General features: G+C 72.5%; 2 protein-coding genes (1 of these 2 running past the window's edge). Both read right to left on the bottom strand.

What is annotated here, in order from left to right; translation table 11 throughout:
- Positions 1 to 6419 carry the beginning of an SDR family NAD(P)-dependent oxidoreductase gene (locus tag WME98_RS27915; protein ID WP_437944752.1) on the bottom strand. Its footprint begins 11908 nt before the window's first position, so 6419 of the gene's 18327 nt are visible here — the first part of the coding sequence; the start codon lies at positions 6417 to 6419; the stop codon falls past the left edge of the window.
- A complete protein-coding gene (locus WME98_RS27910; RefSeq protein ID WP_437944750.1) occupies positions 6397 to 21414 on the bottom strand; it encodes an SDR family NAD(P)-dependent oxidoreductase in 15018 nt (5005 codons plus the stop codon). Before WME98_RS27910 ends, WME98_RS27915 begins: the two co-directional genes overlap by 23 nt.

The following is a 21414-nucleotide window of genomic DNA, read 5'->3' as shown; positions in this document are numbered from 1 at the left end:
GCACGGTGGGCATGGTGGCTCCTGCGGCGCTGCAGCGTATAGGCCACGTCGCCGAGGTCGTGCCGCGGCCCCTGCTCCTCGAGCCAGCGCCCGAGGTCTGAGACGCGACGGCGCAGGGCGTCGGGGTGCTTCGCGGACAGGGGGACGACGTACGCCGCGGGCTTCCGCGCCGCCGGCCGGAGCGGGCGCTCGGGCGGCTCCGCCAGGACGAGGTGCGCGTTGGTGCCTCCAAACCCGAAGGAGCTCACGGTCATCCGTCGCGGCCCCCGATCGCGGCCCCATTCGCGGAGCTCGGTGTTGACGAAGAAGGGGCTCGCGCCGAAGTCGATCGCCGGGTTCGGGGCGCTGAAGTGGAGCGAGGGCGGGATCTGGCCGTACCGGAGGCACAGCAGCCCCTTCAGCAGACCGGCGATCCCCGCCGCCGTCGCGGCGTGCCCCATGTTCGACTTCACCGAGCCGAGGGCGCAGTACCCCCGCGCGTCGGTGAACGCGCGGAACGCCCGGGTCAACCCCTCCACCTCGATGGGGTCGCCGAGCCTCGTCCCCGTGCCGTGCGCCTCGACGTAGGTGATGGTGGCCGGATCGATCCCGTTCCGGTCGTAGACCTCACGCAGCAGCGCGGCCTGCGATTCGACGCTCGGCGCGATGATCCCGTTCGTCCTGCCGTCCTGGTTGACGGCCGAGCCGAGGATGACCCCGTGGATGCAGTCGCCGTCGCGCAGCGCGGCGTCGAGCCGCTTGAGCACCACGGCGCCGACGCCCTCGCCGGGCACGAAGCCGTCGGCGTCCGCGGAGAACGCCTTGCAGCGCCCCACGGGCGACAGCATCCGCGCGTTGCTCGCCAGGATGTGGAAGCTGGGGGTGACGTTGAGGAAAGCCCCGCCGGCGATCGCGAGGTCGCTCTCGCCGTCGAGCAGGTTCTTGCAGGCGAGGTGGACCGCCACGAGCGACGACGAGCACGCGGTGTCGACCGCGAGGGAGACGCCCTTCATGTCCAGGAAGTAGGACAGGCGCGACGCCAGGACCGACGCCGTGTTCCCCCAGAACGCCTGCGCGCCCTTCGGGATCCGGAGCTCGAGCAGGCGGTTCAGGTAGTCGCCGGCGCCGGCGCCGACGAAGACGCTGCACCGCGCCCCTCGGATGGACTCCGTGGCGTACCCCGCGTCCTCGAGCGCGGCGTAGGCTTCCTCCAGGAAGAGCCGGTGCTGCGGATCCGTCAGCTCGGCCTCACGCCCGGTGATCCCGAAGAACGCCGCGTCGAACAGGTCGATGTCATCGAGGAAGCCGCCCTCGATGCAGTAGGACTTGTCGAGTCGCTCCGGGTCGGGGTCGAAGATCTCCTCCGCCGCCCAGCGCTCTCTCGGCGCCCGTCGAATGGCGCACGTGCCGCTCGCGAGGAGCCGCCAGAACTCGGCCAGGTTCCTCGCGCCCGGAAAGCGCCCGGACATCCCGATGACCGCGATCAGGCCATCCGGCGCGCTGGCGTCGGACGCGAGGGCCGCCCCGCCGCCGGCCTGCGCCGCGACCGCGGTGTCGGGCGCGACGCCGGTGCCGCGCACGTCCGCCGGCGCGGCCGATCCTGCGCCGGCGTCGAGAGCGCCCGTGCGCGGCGCGTCGGCGAGCTCCTCCGCGAGGTGGGCCGCGAGGGCAGCGATGTTGTTGTGCTCGAAGAGGGCTGTCGGGAGCAGCTTCGCCCCGAGGATCCGGTTCACGCGCTCGACGAGCTCCACGGCGATGATGGAATCGACGCCGTAGTCCGCGAACGGCTGGTGGACGTCCACGTCGTCAGGCTTCATCCGCAGCGCGGCGCAGATCTGCGCCACGAGCTCACGAACGATCGGCTCTGCGGCCTCGGGTCCTCGCGCCCGCGTGCCGGCGACCTGCCGGCCGCCGCGCGCGGCAGCGCGCGGCTTTCGCGCCTCGGCGGGTGGCGAAGCGCTCGGGCGGGCGATGCGACCGTCGCTCTCCGCAATCAGCACCGCCTGATGCGGCTCCGCTCCGCCGGTGCCAGGCGCCGTGAGCGCCGACACCGCAGGGAAGCCGAGGTCGCGGAGGAGCGCCTGCCAGCCCCCCAGGCCGAGGAGCGGCCCCTCGGGGGACCGGCGGTTGTCCTCGGACCTCCACCAGCCGTCGAGAAGACCGAACGTCATCGTGAGGAAGAGCTGCAGGCTCGTCGCCTCGCTCACGATGAGCCAGCCGCCCGGCCCGAGGAGGTTCCTCGCGTTGCCGACGGCCTGCTCGATGTCCCGCGTCGCGTGCAGGACGTTGGCGGCGATGACGATATCGAAGCTGCCGGCCGAGAAGCCCTGCTGCTCGATGTCTGCTTCGATATCGAGCGCCGCGAAGCGGACGAAGGGACGCGTCGCTCCGAGCCGCTCCTCCGCCCGGCGCAGGAGGCCGCGGGAGATATCCGTGTAGACGTACTCGACGCTCCGGTGCCAGGGCTCGAGCGCGTCGAGCACCGGCATGCTGGTGCCTCCGGTCCCAGCCCCCACCTCGATGATGCGGACGCGCCTGTCCGGCCCCTCTGCGCTGGCCCGCTGCGCGACGAACGTCCGCACGGCCGTCGCGACGGCCTCGTTGAACGGGATGGTCAAGGGGCTGTCGCCGTACACCGCCTCGACGAGGTGGCTCGAACCGCCGGGGAACACGACCTCGGTCGGGGTCACCTCGCCGCGCAGCACGGCGACGAGGTGCGCGGCGCAGCGCGAGAGGAAGGCCAGGTGGGCCGCGATGGAAGGCGAGTCCGCGGCGAGGCGCTCCGCCTCCAGCGCGGGATCCCACGCATGCTCAGGGAGCGGCGCGCTCGCCGTGCGGACGGCGTTCAGCAGGGCCGAGAGCAGCGGCGCGCGAGCGGGCGTGACGCCAAGCGCGCGACGGATCGCGTCCCTGTCGACGTCTCCTGCTCGAGAGAGGTCGATCCCTGCGCCGCGCAGCGTGTGCAGGAGCAGCCTCTGCGCGAAGGACTCGAGCTTCGCCAGGGCGCCCAGGTGGGCCGCGGCGTCCACGGCGCGCAGCCGAGATCGCGCTGGCGACAGGGCCGCATCGAGCGACGACGGCGCCGCGAGCGGCGCCGCGCGGTCCGCGGCTTCCTCTCGAGCGGAGTCAGCGGGGGCGCGGAGCGCCACGTCGAGGAGCCGGACGCAGATCGCGCCGACATCATCCGTGACGATCACGTCGAAGCGCTCATCGCTGGTGCGCCGGACATACGTCCACCCGCTGCGCCCCGGCCGGCGCCAGATCTCGACGCGCCCGAGGGAGAAGACGACCCGGCCCGAGCTCGTGGAGAGGACCGCGGCCAGCGTCTGGATCGCCCCCTCGAAGACGGCGCCCGGCAGCGCCTCGGACGCGGGCGCCGCCCGGTCCAGGCGGTAGCGCCCCAGGGCCTCGCCCGCCCCCCGGCCGACGCGCGCCAGCACGCGCAAGTCGGGGCTGTACTCGATGCCGGCGGCGGACAGCAGGCGGTAGAGCTGCGCCGCGGGGAGCTCGTCGGCGCACCGCTGCTCGATATCGTCGAGGGGCAGAGGCTGCGGCGTCGGGCCGCCATCCCCGAGGGCGATGGCGCCGCGCGCGTAGGCCGCCCCGGGATCGTCCTGGATCTCGAACTCCCATCCTCGCTCGCGCCGCGCGGCCACGACGCGGACGGAGACCTCGCCGCGCGCGCACGACAGCGGCCGCAGGAACACGATCCGCTCGAGGGCGCACCGCTCCGCGGAGAGCGCGCTCGCGGCCGCGAAGGCCCGCTCGAGGAGCGTCGACGCGGGCACGACGCCGATGCCTCGGACCGTGTGGCCCTTCAGCGCGGGGTCCTCGGCGCGATAGACGGTCCGCAGGAGCTCGCGCGGCGCGCGCGCCTGAGCCGCCTCGCCAGAAGCCGACGCGTCGCCGCGCTGCTCTGCCTGGCTCGCGCCCGCCTCGACGTGCGGGCCCTCTCCCTTCAGCGTGAGCCGGCCTGCTTCCCCTCGCTCGAAGAGCCAGTGGCGGCGCCGCTCGAACGGGTAGCCCGGCAGCGAGACCCGCCGCGGCGCCGCCCCGTCAGCATAGAGCCGTGTCCACTCCACGCTCTCCCCTTCGACCCACCGCCGGGCCAGCGCCTTCCACTGTCGGTCGGCGATGAGCGTCGCCTGCTCCTCCTGCTCCGCCGCGCTCGGGCGGGCGAGCGCGGACTTCACGGTGCGCTTCGGGACCTCGCCGAGGAGCACGCCGGAGGCCCGCACCTCGCCCGACGCGACGGCGTCCAGCGCGGACAGCGCCGACGCGAGGTCCGAGACGACCGCGGCCGCGCGGCACTCCCACGACGCGCGCGAGACCTGCAAGGTGAACGCGAGGTCCCGCAGGGCGGGAGCGGCGCCGGCCTCGATCTCGCGCCGCAGGGACCGCGCGAGCCGCGAGGCATACGCGCGCAGGCGCTCCTCGGTCCGGGCCGAGAGCACGAGGATGCGCGGGCCCGCGTCGGTCTCCGCCGCGGCCTCGGACGCGGGGGGCTCCTCCACGACGATGTGCGCGTTGACGCCTCCGTAGCCGAAGGCGCTGATCCCCGCCCGGCGCGGGGCGCGCCCCGCGCGCGGGTCGACGATGCGCGGCCACGCCGCCGTCCGGTCGAGGAGGTAGAACGGGCTGCCCCCCAGATCGATGTGCGGGTTGAGCGCGCTCGCGCTCGCGTTCGCGTTCATCGGGAGCTGGGCGTGCTTCATCGCGAGCAGCACCTTGGCGAGCGACGCGATGCCAGAGGCGGTCTCGAGGCTGCCCACGTTCGTCTTCACGGAGCCGATCGCGCAGGTCGGCTCGGGGGCGGGGAGCCCCCACCGCTGGTACAGCTCGCCGAAGGCGCGCTTGAGCCCGAGGATCTCGACCTGGTCCGAGAGGTCCGCGCCGACGCCGTAGGCCTCGATGAGCCCGACGGTGGAGGGGTCGACGCCTGCGTTCACGTACGCGCGAACGAGCACGTCGACCTGCGCGTCGAGCCGCGGGGCGACGAGCGTCCCCGAGCGCCCGTTGTGGTTGATCGCCGACCCGCGGATGACGCCGCGGATGGGGTCCCCGTCTGCGCGCGCCTTGCGGAGCGGCTTGAGCAGGACGGCGCCCACGCCCTCGCCCCGCACGAAGCCGTCGGCCCCCGCTGCGAACGCGTTGCAGCGCCCCGTCGGGCTCAACATGCCGGCCTTCTGGAACGCGTCGGACACCCGCGAGTGCAGGATGAGGTTCACGCCGCCGGCGATCGCCATGTCGCAGTCCCCGGCGCGGATCGCCTCGAGCGCGCGGTGAATGGCGACGAGCGAGCTCGAGCAGGCGGTGTTCACCGGCTCGCTCGGGCCGTTGAGCCCGAGGAGAAACGACACGCGATTCGCGAGGATGGAATGCGCGAGGCCGGTCGCCATATAGGCGTCGACGGCGGCGCCCGTCTCCATCGCGAGATCGAGGTAATCGGTGGTCGCGACGCCGACGAAGACGCCGGTCCGGCTGTTGGCGAGCCCTCGCGGGTCGTAGCCGGCGTCCTCAATGGCGTGCCAGGCGGTCTGGAGAAAGAGCCGCTGCTGCGGATCCATGAGCTCCGCCTCGCGCGGCGTGATCCCGAAGAACGCGGCGTCGAAGGCGTCCACGCCGTCGAGGAATGCCCCCCACGCCACGTCCGAACGTCGCCCGCCGCCGATCGACGCGGGGTGGTATGTCGCCGCCGCGATCCGCTCGGCGGGGATCCGCGTGACCAGTTGGTCGCCGGCCAGGAGGTGCGCCCAGAACTCCTCGATGTCTGCGCTGGCCGGCAGCACGGCGTTCAGGCCGATCACGGCGATGTCATCGCGCTCCGACGCCGCCGCGCCGGCCGGACCGCGCTCTCCGCGCTCCGACGCCGCCGCGCCGGCCGGACCGCGCTCTCGGGTGTCGGGCGTCGGGGCCTCCGTGGAGGCCAGCTCCCTGGCCGTCGCCTCCTGCCCCTCCCTGCCCCAGAGCGCCTCGAGGTCGCTCGTCAGCGCGCCGGCGCCAGCGGCGCTCGGCTGCGCGCGGGGAGCCCGACCGAGCGCGCTCGCACCGGACGCCGCGCTGCCGTTCGCGGTCCCTGCCCCGCGCAGCGGCGCGGGCCTGGGCGTGCCCTCGTCTGTATCTGCATCCAGGGCGCGCTCGATCCGGTCCGGATACCTCTCGACGAGGTGGTTCGCGAGCGCGTGGAGGTCCTGGTACTCGAAGAAGACCGTGGGAGCCAGCTTGATACCAAAGAGCTTCTCGAAGCGCTCGATGAACTCGGTGGCCAGAACCGAGTTGAGCCCGTAGTCGACGACGGGCTGACGGAGGTCCACCTCCTCGACGTCGAGCTTCAGGATCTCCGCAGTCAATCTGCGCAGGCGCTCGGAGAATCGCGGCCCGATCGGCTGGGCCTCGCGGTCTTCATCTTCAGGGCGCTTATAGATCTCTCGTGTTTTCATGCGGTCTCTGAAGCGGAGCGCCGGCGAGGCTCGCGGCGCTGGACGTGCCATGGGAAGCCCCCACCTCTAGCTTGGCGCGGAAGAAGCTGATGGCCTGGATCATCTTCCAGAGGTCGACCTCGAACGCGTGGCGCTCGCTACGTATGTAATTCTGTTCGCCGAGATCCGGGTCAGGCCCGCTCATGAGCGCGCGGAATCGACGGAAGGCGGGGGTGTCCCGCTCTCGAGCGCGCAGGTAGGTAGCAAGAAGGTTGCCAATGGCATTGACCACGTTGCCAAGCCCTGCGGGTGCGTTGACGAAACCGACAAGAAACAAATTGTCATACTCGCGATGAAAGATGCGCAGGAACAAGTCCGGGCGACCTTGCGTCCATGCGAGGTGGCGCTCATCAAGGAACGGGAAGTGCGGATTATAGCCGGTGGCGTAGAGGATACAATCCACATCGACGGCGCTGCCATCCGCGAATTGTACGCGCTGCCCGTCGAGCGACGCGACGTCCGGTTTGGGCACGATGTCGCCCTGGCCGACATGACAGAGGTAGTGTGAATTGATGATCGGGTGCGCCTGGTTGATCCCGTAATCGGGCGCCTGCAGGCCGTAGTCGGACGGGTCGAAGCCCGCGAGCTTGAAGACCCGGCGCACGTGAGACCAGACGTCGATCCCCTTTCCGAGCTGCCGAGGCAGATCCATCAGCCACTCCTGCGTCGGGCGGCCTTCGATGAACTTCGGCATGAAATAGTACGGCCGTCGCATGCTGTGGAAGACGGTGTCGGCGGAAGAGGACACGTCTACCGCGATGTCGCAGCCGGAGTTTCCGCCTCCGATGATGAGAACACGCTTGCCCCGGAAAATATTCGCGCTGCGATAGTCGGCGGAGTGCAGCGTCTCCCCTGTGAACGTTCCGTGGAGATTGGGATAGCTCGGCTGCCGCTGTAACCCGTTGGCGATGATGACGCCCCGGTAGAGCCGTTCATCGCCGTCGTTCGTCGTGACTCGCCACCTGTCCCCCTCGGGCTCGATCCGCTCCACCGAGGCGCCGAGGCGCGCGCGATCATACAGCCCGAAATGGCGCGCCATGTCGCGCAGGTAGCGGAGGAACATCCGTCGATCGGGGTAATGCGGGTAGTCCTCCGGCATCGGATAGTCGCTGAACTGCGTGTTGAGCTTCGACGAGATGAGGTGCGTGCTCTCGTAGACGCGCCCGCTCGACGAGCCGAAGTTCCACACGCCGCCGAAGTCGTCCTCGCGCTCGATGATCTCGATCGGGATGCCGCGCTGGAGGAGGCACTTTGCGGTGCCGATGCCGGTCGGCCCGCCGCCGATGATGCAGTAGGCGTCCGGGTCGTGCGCCTGCGGGCGCGCCTTGCTGGGGACGCGCACGGGCTTCGCTTCGGGCTCCCGTGCGCGGGCGCCGAGCGCGGGATCCTCGGCCGTGCGCCTCGGCGCCCAGCACCGTCGCCGCGCGAAGGGATAGGTCGGCAGCGAGACGCGGCGCGGCCGCCGACCGGCGTGCAGGGCCGTCCAGCTCACCTCGTCGCGAGACGAGATCCAGCGCGCCGCCAGCGCGGCGAGCTCGTCCGCCGTCGGCGGGCGGCCGATCGCGTCGAGGACCGCGCCCTCGCTCGCCTGCGCGCCGTGAGGCGGCGTGTCGCTGGGGCTGCCGAGGTACAGCCCCGGGACGGCCCGTTCGCCAGCGACGAAGCGCGCGAGGCGGTCCTCCCACTGCTCGATGTCGGTCGCGACGATCGCGAGCCGCTTGTCCTGCTGCTCGCGGCCGACCTGGAGGGTATAGGCGATCTCGGCGAGCGGCGGCAGCGGCTCGTCCGAGCTCCGCGCGCGGGCGAGGAAGCTCAGCACGCGCTGCGCGTAGGCGAGGAGGCGTTCCTCGGTCGCGGCCGAGAGCGGCAAGAGCTGGGGCGAGGCCGCGTGCTCTCGCTGCTCCGCGCGCTCCTCCGGGACGTGCTCCTCGACGATGATGTGCGCGTTCGCGCCGCCTGCGCCGAACGAGCTCAGCCCGGCGCGCCGCGGCTGCCGGACGCCAGCGCTGTCCTCCACCGGCTCCCACGCCGAGACCTCGCGCTGAACCCGCAGGGGCAGCGTCGTGAAGTCGATGTTCCCGTTCAGCGTGTCGGCGTGGATCGAGGGGACGAGGGTGCGGTGGCGGAGCTGGAGGAGCAGCTTGGTGAGCCCTGCGACCCCCGCCGCGGACTCGAGGTGGCCGATGTTCGACTTGACCGACCCGACCGCGCAGGTCGAACCGTCCGGCCGCACACCGCCGAGCGCCCGGGCGAGCGCGCGGAGCTCGATGGGATCACCGAGCGCCGTGCCCGTGCCGTGCGCCTCCACGTAGCCGAGCGTCGCCGGGTCGATGCCGCTCGTCGTCAGGGCCTCGCGGATGAGCGCGGCCTGCGCGTCGGGGCTGGGCACGGTGTACCCGTGGGTCATCCCCCCATGATTCAGGGCCGTCCCCTTGATCACGCCGTAGATGTGATCCCCGTCGGCGACGGCGCGGCGAAGCGGCTTGAGGACCAGCGCCCCGACCCCTTCCCCGGGCACGTACCCGTCGCCCCCCTCGCCGAAGGCCCGGCATCGCCCGTCCGACGAGAGGAACTTCTGCTGGGCGAGGTAAAGGAACTTGTTCGGGTGCAGCGAGAGGTTCACGCCGCCGGCGATGGCCATGAGGCACTCGCCGCGCGAGAGGCTCTGGCAGGCCAGGATCACCGCCGTCAGCGACGACGAGCACATCGTGTCCACCGCCATGCTGGGGCCGCTCAGATCGAGCACGAACGACACGCGGTTCGCGATCGACGCGAAGGAGGAAGAGAGCCTGACCCCTCGACCGTCAGCGCCGTCCCCCACCCCGTAGAGCTGGTAGTCGCTCCACATCACGCCCACGAAGACGCCGACGCGCCGATCGAGCTCGCGGCGCACCGTCGACCGGCTGTAGCCCGCGTCCTCGACCGCCGCCCACGCGACCTCCAGGAAGAGGCGCTCCTGGGGATCCATCACCTCCGCGTCGCGCGGCGAGATGTGGAAGAAGAGCGGATCGAACATGTCGTGGTCGGCGACGAAGCCGCCCCACTTGCCGTAGGTCCGGTCGCGCCGGCTCGGATCGGCGTCGAAGTAGCGGACGAGGTCCCAGCGCTCGGCCGGGATCTCCTCGATGCAGTCGCGCCGCTCGAGGAGGTTCTGCCAGAACGTGTCCAGGTCGGGCGCCTTCGGGTACCTACCCGCGAGGCCGATGATGGCGATGTCCTCGAAAGCACGCGCGCCGCCCGAGGGCGCGCTCGCGCTCGACGGCCGCGGCGGCGCGCTGGGGGCCTCCATCGCCGCCGGCGCGCTGGGCGCCTCCACCGGCGCGCTGGGCGCCTCCACCGCCGCCGGCGCGCTGGGCGCCTCCACCGCCACCGTTCTTCCGGCGCCGACGAGCGCGGCGAGCTTCCGGCCATGTTCCTCGACGAGCCATCGCGCGAGCGAGGCGAGGCTCTGGTGCTCGAAGAGGAGCGTCTTCGGCAGCTCGCCGAAATCGTCCTCGAGGCGGCTCGTGATCCTCGTCGCCATCATCGAGTCGAGGCCGTACGTCTCGAACGACGCGCTCGGGTGCAGGCGGCTCGCCGGGAGCTGCAGCAGCTCGGCGAAGCGATCCTTGAGGAGTCGCTCGGCGGCCGCGAGGAGCGCGTCGCCGTCGGTTCGCTCGGGCTCGAGCGGCGCCGCGGCGCGACGGGAGAGCGGGTGCTTGCGGAAGCCGGCGAGGAACGCGCGCATTACCTCGTCCTTGCCGTACATGACCGAGTGCGCCGGGCCGGGCCGCTCCAGGCACGCGCGGAGCGCGGAGAGCCCTGCCTCGGTCGGCATGGGAAGGAGCCCCGCGACGGCGGCCATCCGCTCGCGCACCGCCGGCGAGATGGCGAAGCCTCCCTGCGCCCACAGCGGCCAGGCGACGGCCAGCGTGCGGCCGCTGCAGGCGCCGGACTTCTTGAGCGCTTCCCGCCGCGCGGCGAAGCTGAGAAGGAAGCGGTTCGCGTAGGCGTAATCGGCCTGCCCAGCGTTGCCGGTGAGACCCGCGAGCGAGGAAAAGAGCAGGAACAGATCGAGCGGACCGTCGCCGAGGGCCTCGTCCAGGTGCACGGCGCCGAGCACCTTCGCCATGACGACCTCGGTGATGTCGCGCTCGGTCTTCTGCGCGAGCAGGCCATCCCGAAGCGCGCCGGCGGCATGGAGAACGCCGTGCAGCGCGCCGAGCTGGTCCCGCGTCCGCTCGACAGCGGCGCGCACCTCGTCGCGTCGGGTCACGTCGGCCCGGTGGTAGGTCACGCCCCCGCCGAGCCGCCGGATGCCGTCGAGCCATCGCTGCCGAGCGTCGCTCAGCTCGGAGCGCCCGAGCAGCACGACGTGCGCCTCGGCCTCTCGGACCAGATGCTCGGCGAGCACGCCTCCGATCCCACCGGCGCCGCCGGTGATCAGGTAAACACCGCCCTTCCGCCACGGCGATCGATCGCCGCCGCCGGCGGGCGGCTGCCACTCGGCGAGGTCGCAGACCTGGCGCAGCCCACCGACGTACTGGATCTCTCGAGCGAGCGGAGCGATCGCCCCCCATTCGCGCAGCACGACGTCGGCCAGCGCCTCGGGGCCGGCGCCCGGAGCGTCCTTGAGATCGACGAGCTGTGCCGTACACGCCGGGTGCTCCAGGGTGAGCGTCCGGAGAAGACCGCCGAGGGCCTCGAAGAGCGGCGCGCCGGCGTCCGTCCCCCCGGCGCGGACGCACATCAAGCGGACGCCCGCGCCGCTGGTGCGCGCGAGCGCGCGGCTCAGCCGGTACATCGTCAGGCCCTGCTGTCGGAGCGCATTCTCTGCCTCCTCCCCGCTTCGCATCCGGCCCGCGGGCGACGGCCAGTGGACCACGACAAGCTCGGGCGGCGCGCCGTCGATCGCCCGCTGAAGCGTCGCTTCCTCGTCCCTGTCGCCGCGCGAGAAGGAGAGCCGCTCGACGGCCGGCGAGCCGACGCCGGACGGGCGCCCGACGCGCGCTGCCAGCGCGTCGCTCAGGCCGCCGTCGTCGTCGAGCACCAGCACCCGGCGCGGGGCTCGCGCCGCCGGGTCCGCCGTGATCTCCGTGCCTCGCCAGACCGGCTCGAAGAAGAGCGACGTGCCGCCCGCGTCCCTCGGCTCTCCAGAGGACCCCTTCCGCGACGGCGCATCCGCGCGGGCCACGGTGAAGCCGGTCATCTCCGCGAGGACCTGGCCTGCCTTGTCGACGAACGTCAGCGCGAAGCGCCGATACCGCCCTCCGTCCGCGCCCTTGGCGGTGATATGCGCGAACGCGGCGCGGCCGAGCGTATCGTACCACGTGAGCTCTTCGAGGGAGAACGGCCGGAAGGACGCCGACTCCTCGCCGGGCAACAGGGCGACGAGCGCCTGCCAGGCGCCGTCGATGACGGGCGGGAGGAGGACGAGCCCGTCGGCGCCGCGCTCCCCGTCGCGAGCGGCCTTCAGCGTCGCGAGCGCCTCGTCGCCGGATCGCAGCACCTCGTCGAGGGCGCAGAACGTCGGTCCGAACGCGAGCCCTTGGCGCAGGAGCTGCGTCCGGCACGCGTCGCCGGTCAGGCGATCCGGGAGCCGGAGCCGGAGCGACGCGAGATCAAGGGCCGGCGGCGCGGACACGGGCGGCGACGAGAGCTGCACCTCGACGTTCAGCGCGCGATCCTGTCCGCTCGTGATCTGGCAGTGAAAGCCGCTCCCCGAGGGCTTCAGCTCGATCTGGACCTCGACAGGTCCCGCCGTCACCGGCAGCGGATGCAACCACGCCGCCCTGGAGATGCGCCGCACCTGCGCGCCCGCCGAGGCGGCGGCGGCGCGCGCCATCTCGAGGAACACGGCGCCCGGGAGCACCGGTTGACCCCAGACGATGTGGTCGCGCACCCAGACGTCGGCGGGCGTGAACGTCTTCGCGAAGAGAGGCGCCCCGCCGTTCGCGAGGCGTCGGTCGACGAAAGGATGCGTACCCGAACGCGGCACGCGCCGCTCGCCGGCGAAGCGGCGCCGGATTCCTCGAGGCCAGTAGCTCTCCCGCGCGAACGGGTACGTGGGGAGGCGGACGCGGCGGTGATCCTCCGTCTGGACGAGGGCGCGAGCGTCCAGCTTGGCGCCGCGCACATAGAGCTCGGCGAGCTCCTCCACCATGGCGTCGTAGCTCGCCGCGCCCTCCTTCAGCGCGTTCCGAAGCTCCCCGACGAGCCGGCGGCAGCGGTCGTTGTCGAGCGCCTGCGTCCGCGGATCCTCCGACCGAGCTCCGCGCCGAGCGCGCGGGACCGAGCGCCCCGCGAGATCGGCCTCGAGGTGCGCCGTGAGCTCGTCGAGATCACTCGCCACGATGCAAAGCCGCACGGCGTGGTGGCTCCGGCCAGCGAGCAGGGTGAAGCTGACATCGCCAGGGCGGTGCTCGCGTCCGTGGCGCCGGAGCCAGTCGAGGAGATCTTCGCTCCTCCGCCGGAGCGCGTCCTCGGTGGCGGCGGAGAGGCAAAAGCAGAAGAGGCGGCGCCGGCCAGGCGCTTCCGCGCGCGCCGGCTGCGGCGGCGGCTCCTCGACGACGACGTGCGCGTTGGTGCCGCTGAAGCCGAAGGAGCTGACGGCCGCGCGGCGCGGGTGGCCGGAGGAGCGCCACTCCTTGAGCTCCGTGTTGACGAAGAACGGGCCGCTCTCGAAGTCGATGCGGGGGTTCGGGCGCTCGACGTGGAGGCTCGGCGGGAGCGCGTGGTGCTCGATCGCGAGCAGCACCTTGAGGACGCCGGCGACGCCGGCCGCGGTCACCGCGTGCCCGATGTTCGTCTTGACGGAGCCGACGGCGCAGGCCCGCACCTTGTCGGTCTTGGCGCGGAAGGCGCGGGTCAGCGCCTCGATCTCGATGGGATCCCCGAGCGGCGTGCCGGTCCCGTGGCACTCCACGAGCTCGATCGTCCCCGGATCGATGCCGCCCGCCTTGTAGACGGACTCGAGGAGCGCTGCCTGCGAGGCGGCGCTCGGCGCGGTGATGCCGCTCGTCCTCCCATCCTGATTCACGCCGGTGGCCGTGATCACGCCCCGGATGAGGTCGTGATCCTCGAGCGCGCGGGCGAGCGGCTTGAGGACGAGGACGCCGACCCCCTCGCCGGGCACGAAGCCGTCCGCCCCCGCGTCGAAGGTGCGGCAGCGCCCGGCAGGCGAGAGCATCCCGGCGCGGCTGCTGAGCACGTGGAAGCGCGGCGTGGTGTTCACGAACACGCCGCCGACCAGCGCGAGGTCGCACTCCCCGCTGCGCAGGCTCTGGCAGGCGTAATGAAGCGCCACCAGCGACGAGGAGCATGCTGTCCCGATCGCCAGCGTCGGGCCCTTGAGGTTGAGCAGGTAGGCGATCCGCGCGGCGTTGATCGAGGCCTCGTTGCCGATGAAGGTATGCGCCTCGATGCGCTCGCCCGCCGCCCCCAGGACGTCGGCGTAGTCCCCCGGCGCTGTCCCCAGGAAGACGCCGCAGCGCTGCCCGTCGAGGCTGGAGGGCGCGATGACCGCATCCTCGAGCGCTCTCCAGCACTCCTCGAGGAAGAGGCGCTGCTGCGGGTCCATCAGCGTCGCCTCCGTGCCCGAGATGCGGAAGAAGAGCGGGTCGAAGCGATCGATGTCCTCGAGGAAGCCTCCGTACTCGACGCCCGAGCCCAGATCGCCGCCCGCTCCAGGGATGTCGCGGATCGCGATCGGCCAATCCTCGGAGGGCACGCGCGTCACCGAGCAGACGCCTGCCGCGATGTTGCGCCAGAAGGCCGCGAGGTCCGCCGCGCCCGGAAAGCGCCCGGATGCGCCGATGATGGCGATGGGCTCTTGGCCCGGCCGCTCCGTCGGCCCTGCGCTCCGGCTCACCGGTGTGCTCGAGGGCACCGCGGGCTCGCGGTCGAACGGCACGCCGGAGACGACGACCTTTCCGACGCTGCGGGCGCCGTCGAGGTATCGATAGGCCGCGCGCCAATCCTGAAACTCGAAGGTTCGACCTACGTTCGGCTGGATCCGCCCGGCCTCGACGAGCGCGACCATCTCCTCGAGAGCGCCGCGCACGCGCTCCGGGCGAGAGAGGAGCGTGCGCCGCAGGTCGATGCTGTGAATGGACTGGTTTCCGACCAGGCGGGAGAGATCCACGGCGCGCGCCTGCCGCAGGGCGGTCATCGCGATCTCGATGTAGCGCCCCCCTGGGGCGAGGAGGTCGAGCCCCTTCTGCAGCGCGTCGCCGGGCAGCATGTTGAGGACGATGTCGACCCCCTGTCCCCCTGTCTGCTCGGAGATCGCCTTGGAGAAATCAGTGGCTCGATAGTTGATCGCGTGCGCTACCCCCAGCCGGCGCAGGTACTCGCATTTCTCCGCGGAGCCGGCGGTGGCAAAGATCTCGAGGCCGCGCCCCTGGGCGAGCTGGATCGCCATGGTCCCGACGCCGCCCGCTGCGGTCTGGATGAGGATGCGCTCTCCAGCGACCGGAGCCGCGTGCTGCAGAGCGGCATGGGCCGTCACGAACGCGACCGGAAGCGCGGCCGCCTCGGGGAAGCCGAGCGCGCGGGGCTTCTTGACGGTGACCTCGGCCGGCGTGTTGACGAGCGCGGCGTGCCCGCCGAGCGCGGCGCCCGTGAGCGCGACGACCTCATCGCCGACCCGCAGCCCTTCGACCTCGGCACCCACCCGCTCAACGGTCCCCGAGACCTCGAAGCCGGGCACGAAGGGGTACTCCGGCATCGTGGGATACAGCCCCCGGACGCAGAGCAAGTCGCCAAAGTTGAGGGCGAAGGCGTGGACCCGGATCTGGACTTCCCTCGGCCCTGGAGGGCCGACCACCACGGGCTCGATGTGCACGTCGTCGATGCTGCCAGGCATATGGAGCACGACGCCGAGACAGGTCTCGCCGTCCGCCGCGCTCCCTCCGGACACGCGGGCGGCGGTGCGAGCGGCGTCGCTCCCTCCCCTGGGAGCCGCAGCTCGGACGGGCGCTTCCCAGCGGTCCCCCGCAGGTCGAGCGGGCGCTTCCCAGCGGTCCCCCGCAGGTCGAGCGGGCGCTCCCCCGCGGTCCGGCGCCGCGCCTCGAGCGGGCGCTCCCCCGCGGTCCGGCGCCGCGCCTCGGGCGGGCGCTTCCCCGTGGTCCGGCGCCGCGCCTCGGGCGGGCGCTTCCCCGTGGTCCGGCGCCGCGCCTCGGGCGGGCGCTTCCCCGTGGTCCGGCGCCGCGCCTCGGGCGGGCGCTCCCCCGCGGTCCGGCGGCGCCGGCTGCTCTTCCACGCCCAGCCGGGCGCGAAGCTCCGCGGGATAGGTCGCGCACAGGTGCTCGGCCAGCGCGGCGGTGGTCGTGAACTCGAACAGGCTCGTCGTCTTGAGCGGCAGCCCGAACGCCTTGGAGAGCCCCTGCGCGACGTCCGCGGCGACGATCGAGTCGACGCCGTGCTCGGCGAACGGACGCTCCGCGTCGATGCTGGCCGGCGGGCTCTGGGTCGCGCGCGCGAGCTCGGCGATGACCCGCTCGAGCACAGCGGCCTGCAGCGAGGCCGTGGACGCGCTGCCGACCTCGCTGGGCGCGGGCTCGGACCGGCGCGCCTCCGGCCGATGAGGGCGACTGACGCTCGGCGTGGGAGCAGCCCGGCGCGGCGCCGCGATGATGCCGTCGCTCTCCGCCGCGACCAGGCACTGGGCCAGCGGCTCGTGCGGGTCGCTGGTGATGCAGGCCGCCTGGACCGCTCGGAAGCCTTGGTCACGGAGCTCCCGCTGCCAGCGCTCGATATCGAGCAGCGGCGAGTGGGGCAGGCGCCGCTCCGGATCCTCGAAGCGCCACCACCCGTCGAGGAGCCCGAACGTCAGCGTCGTGAAGAACTGCACCGCGCGGGTCTCGCAGAAGAGGAGCTGCCCGCCGTCCGCAAGCAGCCACTTGAGGTGGCGCAGGGTCTCCGCCACGTCTCGCGTCGCGTGCAGGACGTTCGCGGCGAGGACGATGTCCGCCGATCCTCGCTCGAAGCCCTGCTCGCCCGGGTGCACCTCGATGTCGAGCCTCGCGAAGCGCATCGGCGCATGGCGCGGGCCGAAGCGCTCCTCTCCCAGGCGCAGGAAGGCCGGCGAGACATCGGTGTAGACGTACTCGACGCGGCGCGGTGAGCCCGAGAGCGCGACCAGCACGTGCCCTGTGGTGCCGCCGGTCCCGGCGCCGACCTCGATCAGCCGGATCGGCGCCGGTGCGCCGCCGGCGCGCTGCGCGACGAGCTTGCGCACCGCGCTGGCAGCGCACCGGCCGTACGCGCCCACGGCCCCTTCCCGGTACACGCGCTCGACGTGGGGCCGCGTCTCGGCGGCGAAGAGCACGTCGGTCGCGGGCGTCTCCCCGCGCAGGACCGACGGCAGCGCCGAGAGGCAAGCCCGCAGGAGCCGTGCGTGCGGCATGAAGTCGGGGTGGCGTTGCTCGAACGCGGCGAAGCGCTCCGGCAGCTCCTGGCGGTGGCGGAGCGTCAGCCGCTCCTTCGCAGGGTCGCCGAGGTGGAGCGACTGACCGGCGCCGACGACGTGGCCCGCGCGCCTGAGGAGCTCGAGCATCGCGCCGACGAGCCGCTCGAAGCCTGGAGCCAGCGAGATCCTCTCGCGCACGTCGGCGAGCGTCAGGGGAGAGGTGCCCTCTCCGAACGCGCGCATCTGTCCGAGGGCATCGAGGAGCCCGAGGCCCCCGAGGTCCTCGAGCTCGCGGAACGCCTGCGCCTGCCTCGAGAGCTCAGGAGCATCCTCGCTCGCCCTCGCCAGGGACGGGAGGTCGAGCGCGCCCTCACGGAGGTCCGGAGCGCGGGCCGCAGGTGGGTCGCCGGCGGTGCCGCCGACGCTGACGCCGAAGTCGGCGAGCGCCGCGCGATCCGCGCGGAGCGCGGCGACCTCCTCGATCGGCGCCGAGAGGATCCGGGCGATGGCATCGACGCCCTCGGCCGGGGAGATGGGCCGGATCCCCAGCCGCGCGAGCTTCCGCAGCCATACCTCTCCCGCGACGACGCCGGTCTCGCCCCAGTACCCCCAGCTGACGACCTTGACGCGGCGCCCGGCCTTGCGGAGCCGCGCGGCGAGCGCCTCCTGGAAGGTGCAGCCTGCGGCATAGTTCCCCTGGCCCGCGTTCCCGCGGTACGAGATCGCCGAGGAGTAGAAGAGCGTGAAATCGAGGGGCTCGCGCTCCGTCACCGTCGAGAGGACGACCGAGGCCTGCACCTTGGGCGCAAGCGCGGCCCAGAACGCGGCTTCATCCATGCTCTCGAGCGGCCGATCCGCGAGCTCGACCGCGGAGTGCACGACCCCGTTGATCGGCCCGAAGACGTCCCAGACTCGCTGGACAGCGCGCTCCATGTCGGCGCGAGAGGCGCCGTCGGCCTGGCAGTAGAGCACCTCGCCGCCAGCGGCTCGGACGCGCTCGAGCCGGCTCGAGATCTCGGCGTCGAGGGGCCGCCGCCCGAGCACCGCGACGCGCGCGCGCGCCCGTTCGGCGAAGAGGACCGCCGTCTCGAGGCCGATCCCCGAGGCGCCGCCGAGGATGAGGTAGACGCCGCGCTGCCTGAGCTCGAGCTCGCCGGGCTCGACGCGCAGCGGCTCGAGGACGCGCACGAAGTGAACGCCACCGCGGACCGCGGTCACCGCGTTGGCCGCGAGATCGCTCCGGGTCATCGCTTCGACGAGCTCGGCGCTCGCCTCGACTGCGGCGGGCAGATCGGTGCATGTGACGCGCAGCGCCGGGTGCTCGCGCGCGACGGAGAGGGCGAGCCCGACGAGGGAGGCGCTGTGGGGCACGACCTCGTCGGCGGGAGACACCGCGAACGCGCCGTTGGTGAACGCCCGAACGGCGGTCCCGTCCCGGAGCAGGCTCCGGCGGTCGAGCGCCTGCACGAAGCGCAGGAAGGTCAGCGCGCCGCGCAGCTGGCTATGCCTGAGCTCGTCGAGATCCGCGAGGGGCTGGGCGGGGTCGACCAGCCCGCCGAGGAAGTAGAGCGCGCGCACGCTCCCGAGCCCGTCGAGGCACCTCGTTAGGCCCTCGGCGTCGGCCGGAGCCAGCGTCCATTCGTCAGGCGAGATCTGCGCTGTGCGGTCCTCGAGCACGACCGTCCGCGCCTGCTGGCCGCCGTGCACGGCCGCGATCCTCAGCATCAGATCGCGCTGCGGCGCGAGCCCGACGAGCAGGACGCTGCCTTCGCCTCCCTTCGCCACCTCCCCCTCGGGCCGCCCCAGCGGTCGAAAGGTCGGGCGATAGAACAGGCCCATCGGCGCAGCGCGCCGGCGGAGGATGGTGAGCCCCTCCAGCTTGGCGCAGACGTGGCCGGCGCCGTCGAGGATCTCGAGATCGAAGCGATCGGCCGCGGCCCCGCTGCGGACGACGTGCGCGAAGCCCTCGTGGGGCAGCGGGGCGAGGACCTCGATCCGGGCGAGCTGCGCCGGCAGCGGCACCCCGTCCACCTCGAGATCGAGGAGCGCCGACACGGCCTGCAGCGCTCCATCCAGGACATCCGGCCGAAGGAGCGAGGGTGCGGCATCGCCGACGGCGTGTTGCGGCGCCTGCAGCGTCGCCAGGGCCTCCCTGTCGCTCCGCGAGAGCCGCCGGAGTACGCGGTAGGTGGCCCCGTAGTCGAGGCCGGCGAGGCTCAGGGCGCGGTAGCGCGCGCCCGCGTCCTCGCGCGCGTTGCAGCGCGCCTCGATCGCCGCGACGTCGCGGCGCTCCTGCTCCGGGTTTCCGCCGGTGCGGGAGGAGACCGCGAGCGTTCCGCGCCCGAAGACCTGGCGATCCGCCCCGCTGGACTGTGTGAAGATCTCGAACGTGAGCTCGTCGCCGCACGGCGTGAGCTCGACATGGCAGGGGAGCGTCGCCTCCTCGACGCGGAGGGGGCGGATCCACGCGACCTCGCGCAGGCGAGCTCGCTCCTGCCCGCCGGCCCGCGCGATCGCGACAACGAGGTCGAGGACCAGGGCCGCGGGCGCGACCGGGCGCCCCTCCACGACATGGTCACGAATGCGCGGGTCAGAGGGCGCGAGCTCGAGGACGGTGCAGCGCTCGCCGTGGTGCGGGCAGGAGCGCCCTACCGAGGGGTGAGCGGCGCCGACGCCGCCCGCCGCCCGCTCGCGAGCGGCGGGCGCCGGCCGCCCCAGGCCGTTCAGCCAGTACCGCTCGCGCGCGAAGCGGTAGGTCGGCAGCGGAATGCGGCGGCCTTTCGCCCCCACCTCCGACGCCGACCAGTCGATGTCACCTCCGTGAGCCCAGTGCGATGCGACGCTGGCCGGTGAGAGATCGCTCGGGGTCGCCCCGTCTTCTCCGGCGCTCCGCGCGGGCGCAGCGTCCGCCTTCGGCTTGCCCGCCTCGCCGTGGATCACGCCGGGCGCCGGCTGATTTCGCGAGAACGCGTCGAGGCCGGCGATGAGGGCGTCCAGATCGGCGGCGACCACGGCCACCCGGCTCGCCATCGCCTCCCGGCCGAGCTGGAGCGTGTGCGCGACGTCGTGCAGGTCGACGCGGCCGCGGTTCTCGGCGAGGAAGCTCGCCAGCGCGCCGGCCATCTCCTGCAGACGCTCGGGGTTCCTCGCCGACAGCGGGACGACGACGGGGCCTGCCGGTCGAGCGTCTCGAGCGGGAGCTTCGGAGGAGCAGAGCTCCTCGAGCACCACGTGAGCGTTCGCTCCCCCGAAGCCAAACGAGCTGACCCCGGCGCGCCGGGGGAGAGGCTTCCCTTGGTCGTCGAGCAGCCGCTCCCACGGCTGGCTCTTATCGACGACGAACAGCGATCTCCCCTCGAGCTTGATGCGCGGATTCAGGCGCCGGAAACGCGGCATCCCGGGCAACACGCCGTGCTGGAAGGCGAGCAGGACCTTGATGAGGCCCGCGATGCCGGCCGCCCCCTCGGCGTGGCCGATGTTGGCCTTGGCCGACCCGATGCCGCAGGTCGCCTTCTCCGGATTCCCCGAGCTCGTGCCCTTCGCGAGCTGGGTGAAGGCGCGGCGCAAGCCGTGCACCTCGATGGGATCGCCGAGCGGGGTCCCTGTCCCGTGCGCCTCGATGTACCCGATGGTCTCCGGAGGAAAGCCGGCCCGCTGCCAGGCGGCCGCGACGACCCTGGACTGCGCGAAGGCGTTGGGCGAGGTCAACGTCCTGGCCCGGCCCCCGTGGTTGACCGCCGACCCCTTGATGACGCCGTAGATGAAGTCTCGATCCTGGAGCGCGCGCTCGAGCGGCTTGAGGAGCACGAGGCCCGCGCCTTCGGCGCGCACGTACCCGTCGGCGTCGGCGTCGAACGTGTTGCACAGGCCTGCACTCGACAGCATCCCGAGCTTGGCCATGGAGACATAGCGCTCCCCGCAAAGCATCAGGTTCACGCCGCCCGCGAGCGCCATCTCGCACTCGCCGTTGCGCAGGCTGCTCACCGCCTCGTGGATCGCGAAGAGCGAGCTGGAGCAGGCGGTGTCGGTGGAGACGCTCGGGCCGTGCAGATCCAGCTCGTAAGAGACCCGGTTCGGCACGATGGTGTTGGCCGTCCCGGTGAGGGTGTGGCCACCGATGGCCTCGCCGCAGCGATCCTGGAGCTCCTTGTAGTCGTAGTTGCAGATGCCGACGAAGATTCCAACGTTCGTACCCTTGACGCGGGACGCCGCGTAACCGGCGTCTTCGAGGCACGACCAGGCCAGCTGCAGCAGGATGCGCTGCTGCGGGTCCATGGCATGCGCCTCGCGCGGCGAGATGTTGAAGAACTCCGGATCGAAGAGGTCGATGTCGTCGAGGAATCCACCCCAGCGGATGCTGCTCCCGTCCTCGTCGAGGCCTGCCTGGCGACACAGATCTCGCCAGTCCCATCGCGTTGAGGGGACCTCTTCAATACTTACGACAGACGCCTCGATGTTGCGCCAGTACTCGCGCTGGTCGGCCGCCCCGGGGAAGCGGCATGCAATACCGATTACGGCAACATCATGCGGTGGAACTACGAAATCATCGCCGCGGCTCGACCCCAT

Origin of the sequence: Sorangium sp. So ce296 (assembly GCF_051529605.1) — a bacterium.
In the GTDB taxonomy this organism is placed as follows: domain Bacteria; phylum Myxococcota_A; class Polyangia; order Polyangiales; family Polyangiaceae; genus Sorangium; species Sorangium cellulosum_D.
Note: the sequence above shows the minus strand (reverse complement) of the source record. Positions and strands in the feature narration are given on the sequence as shown.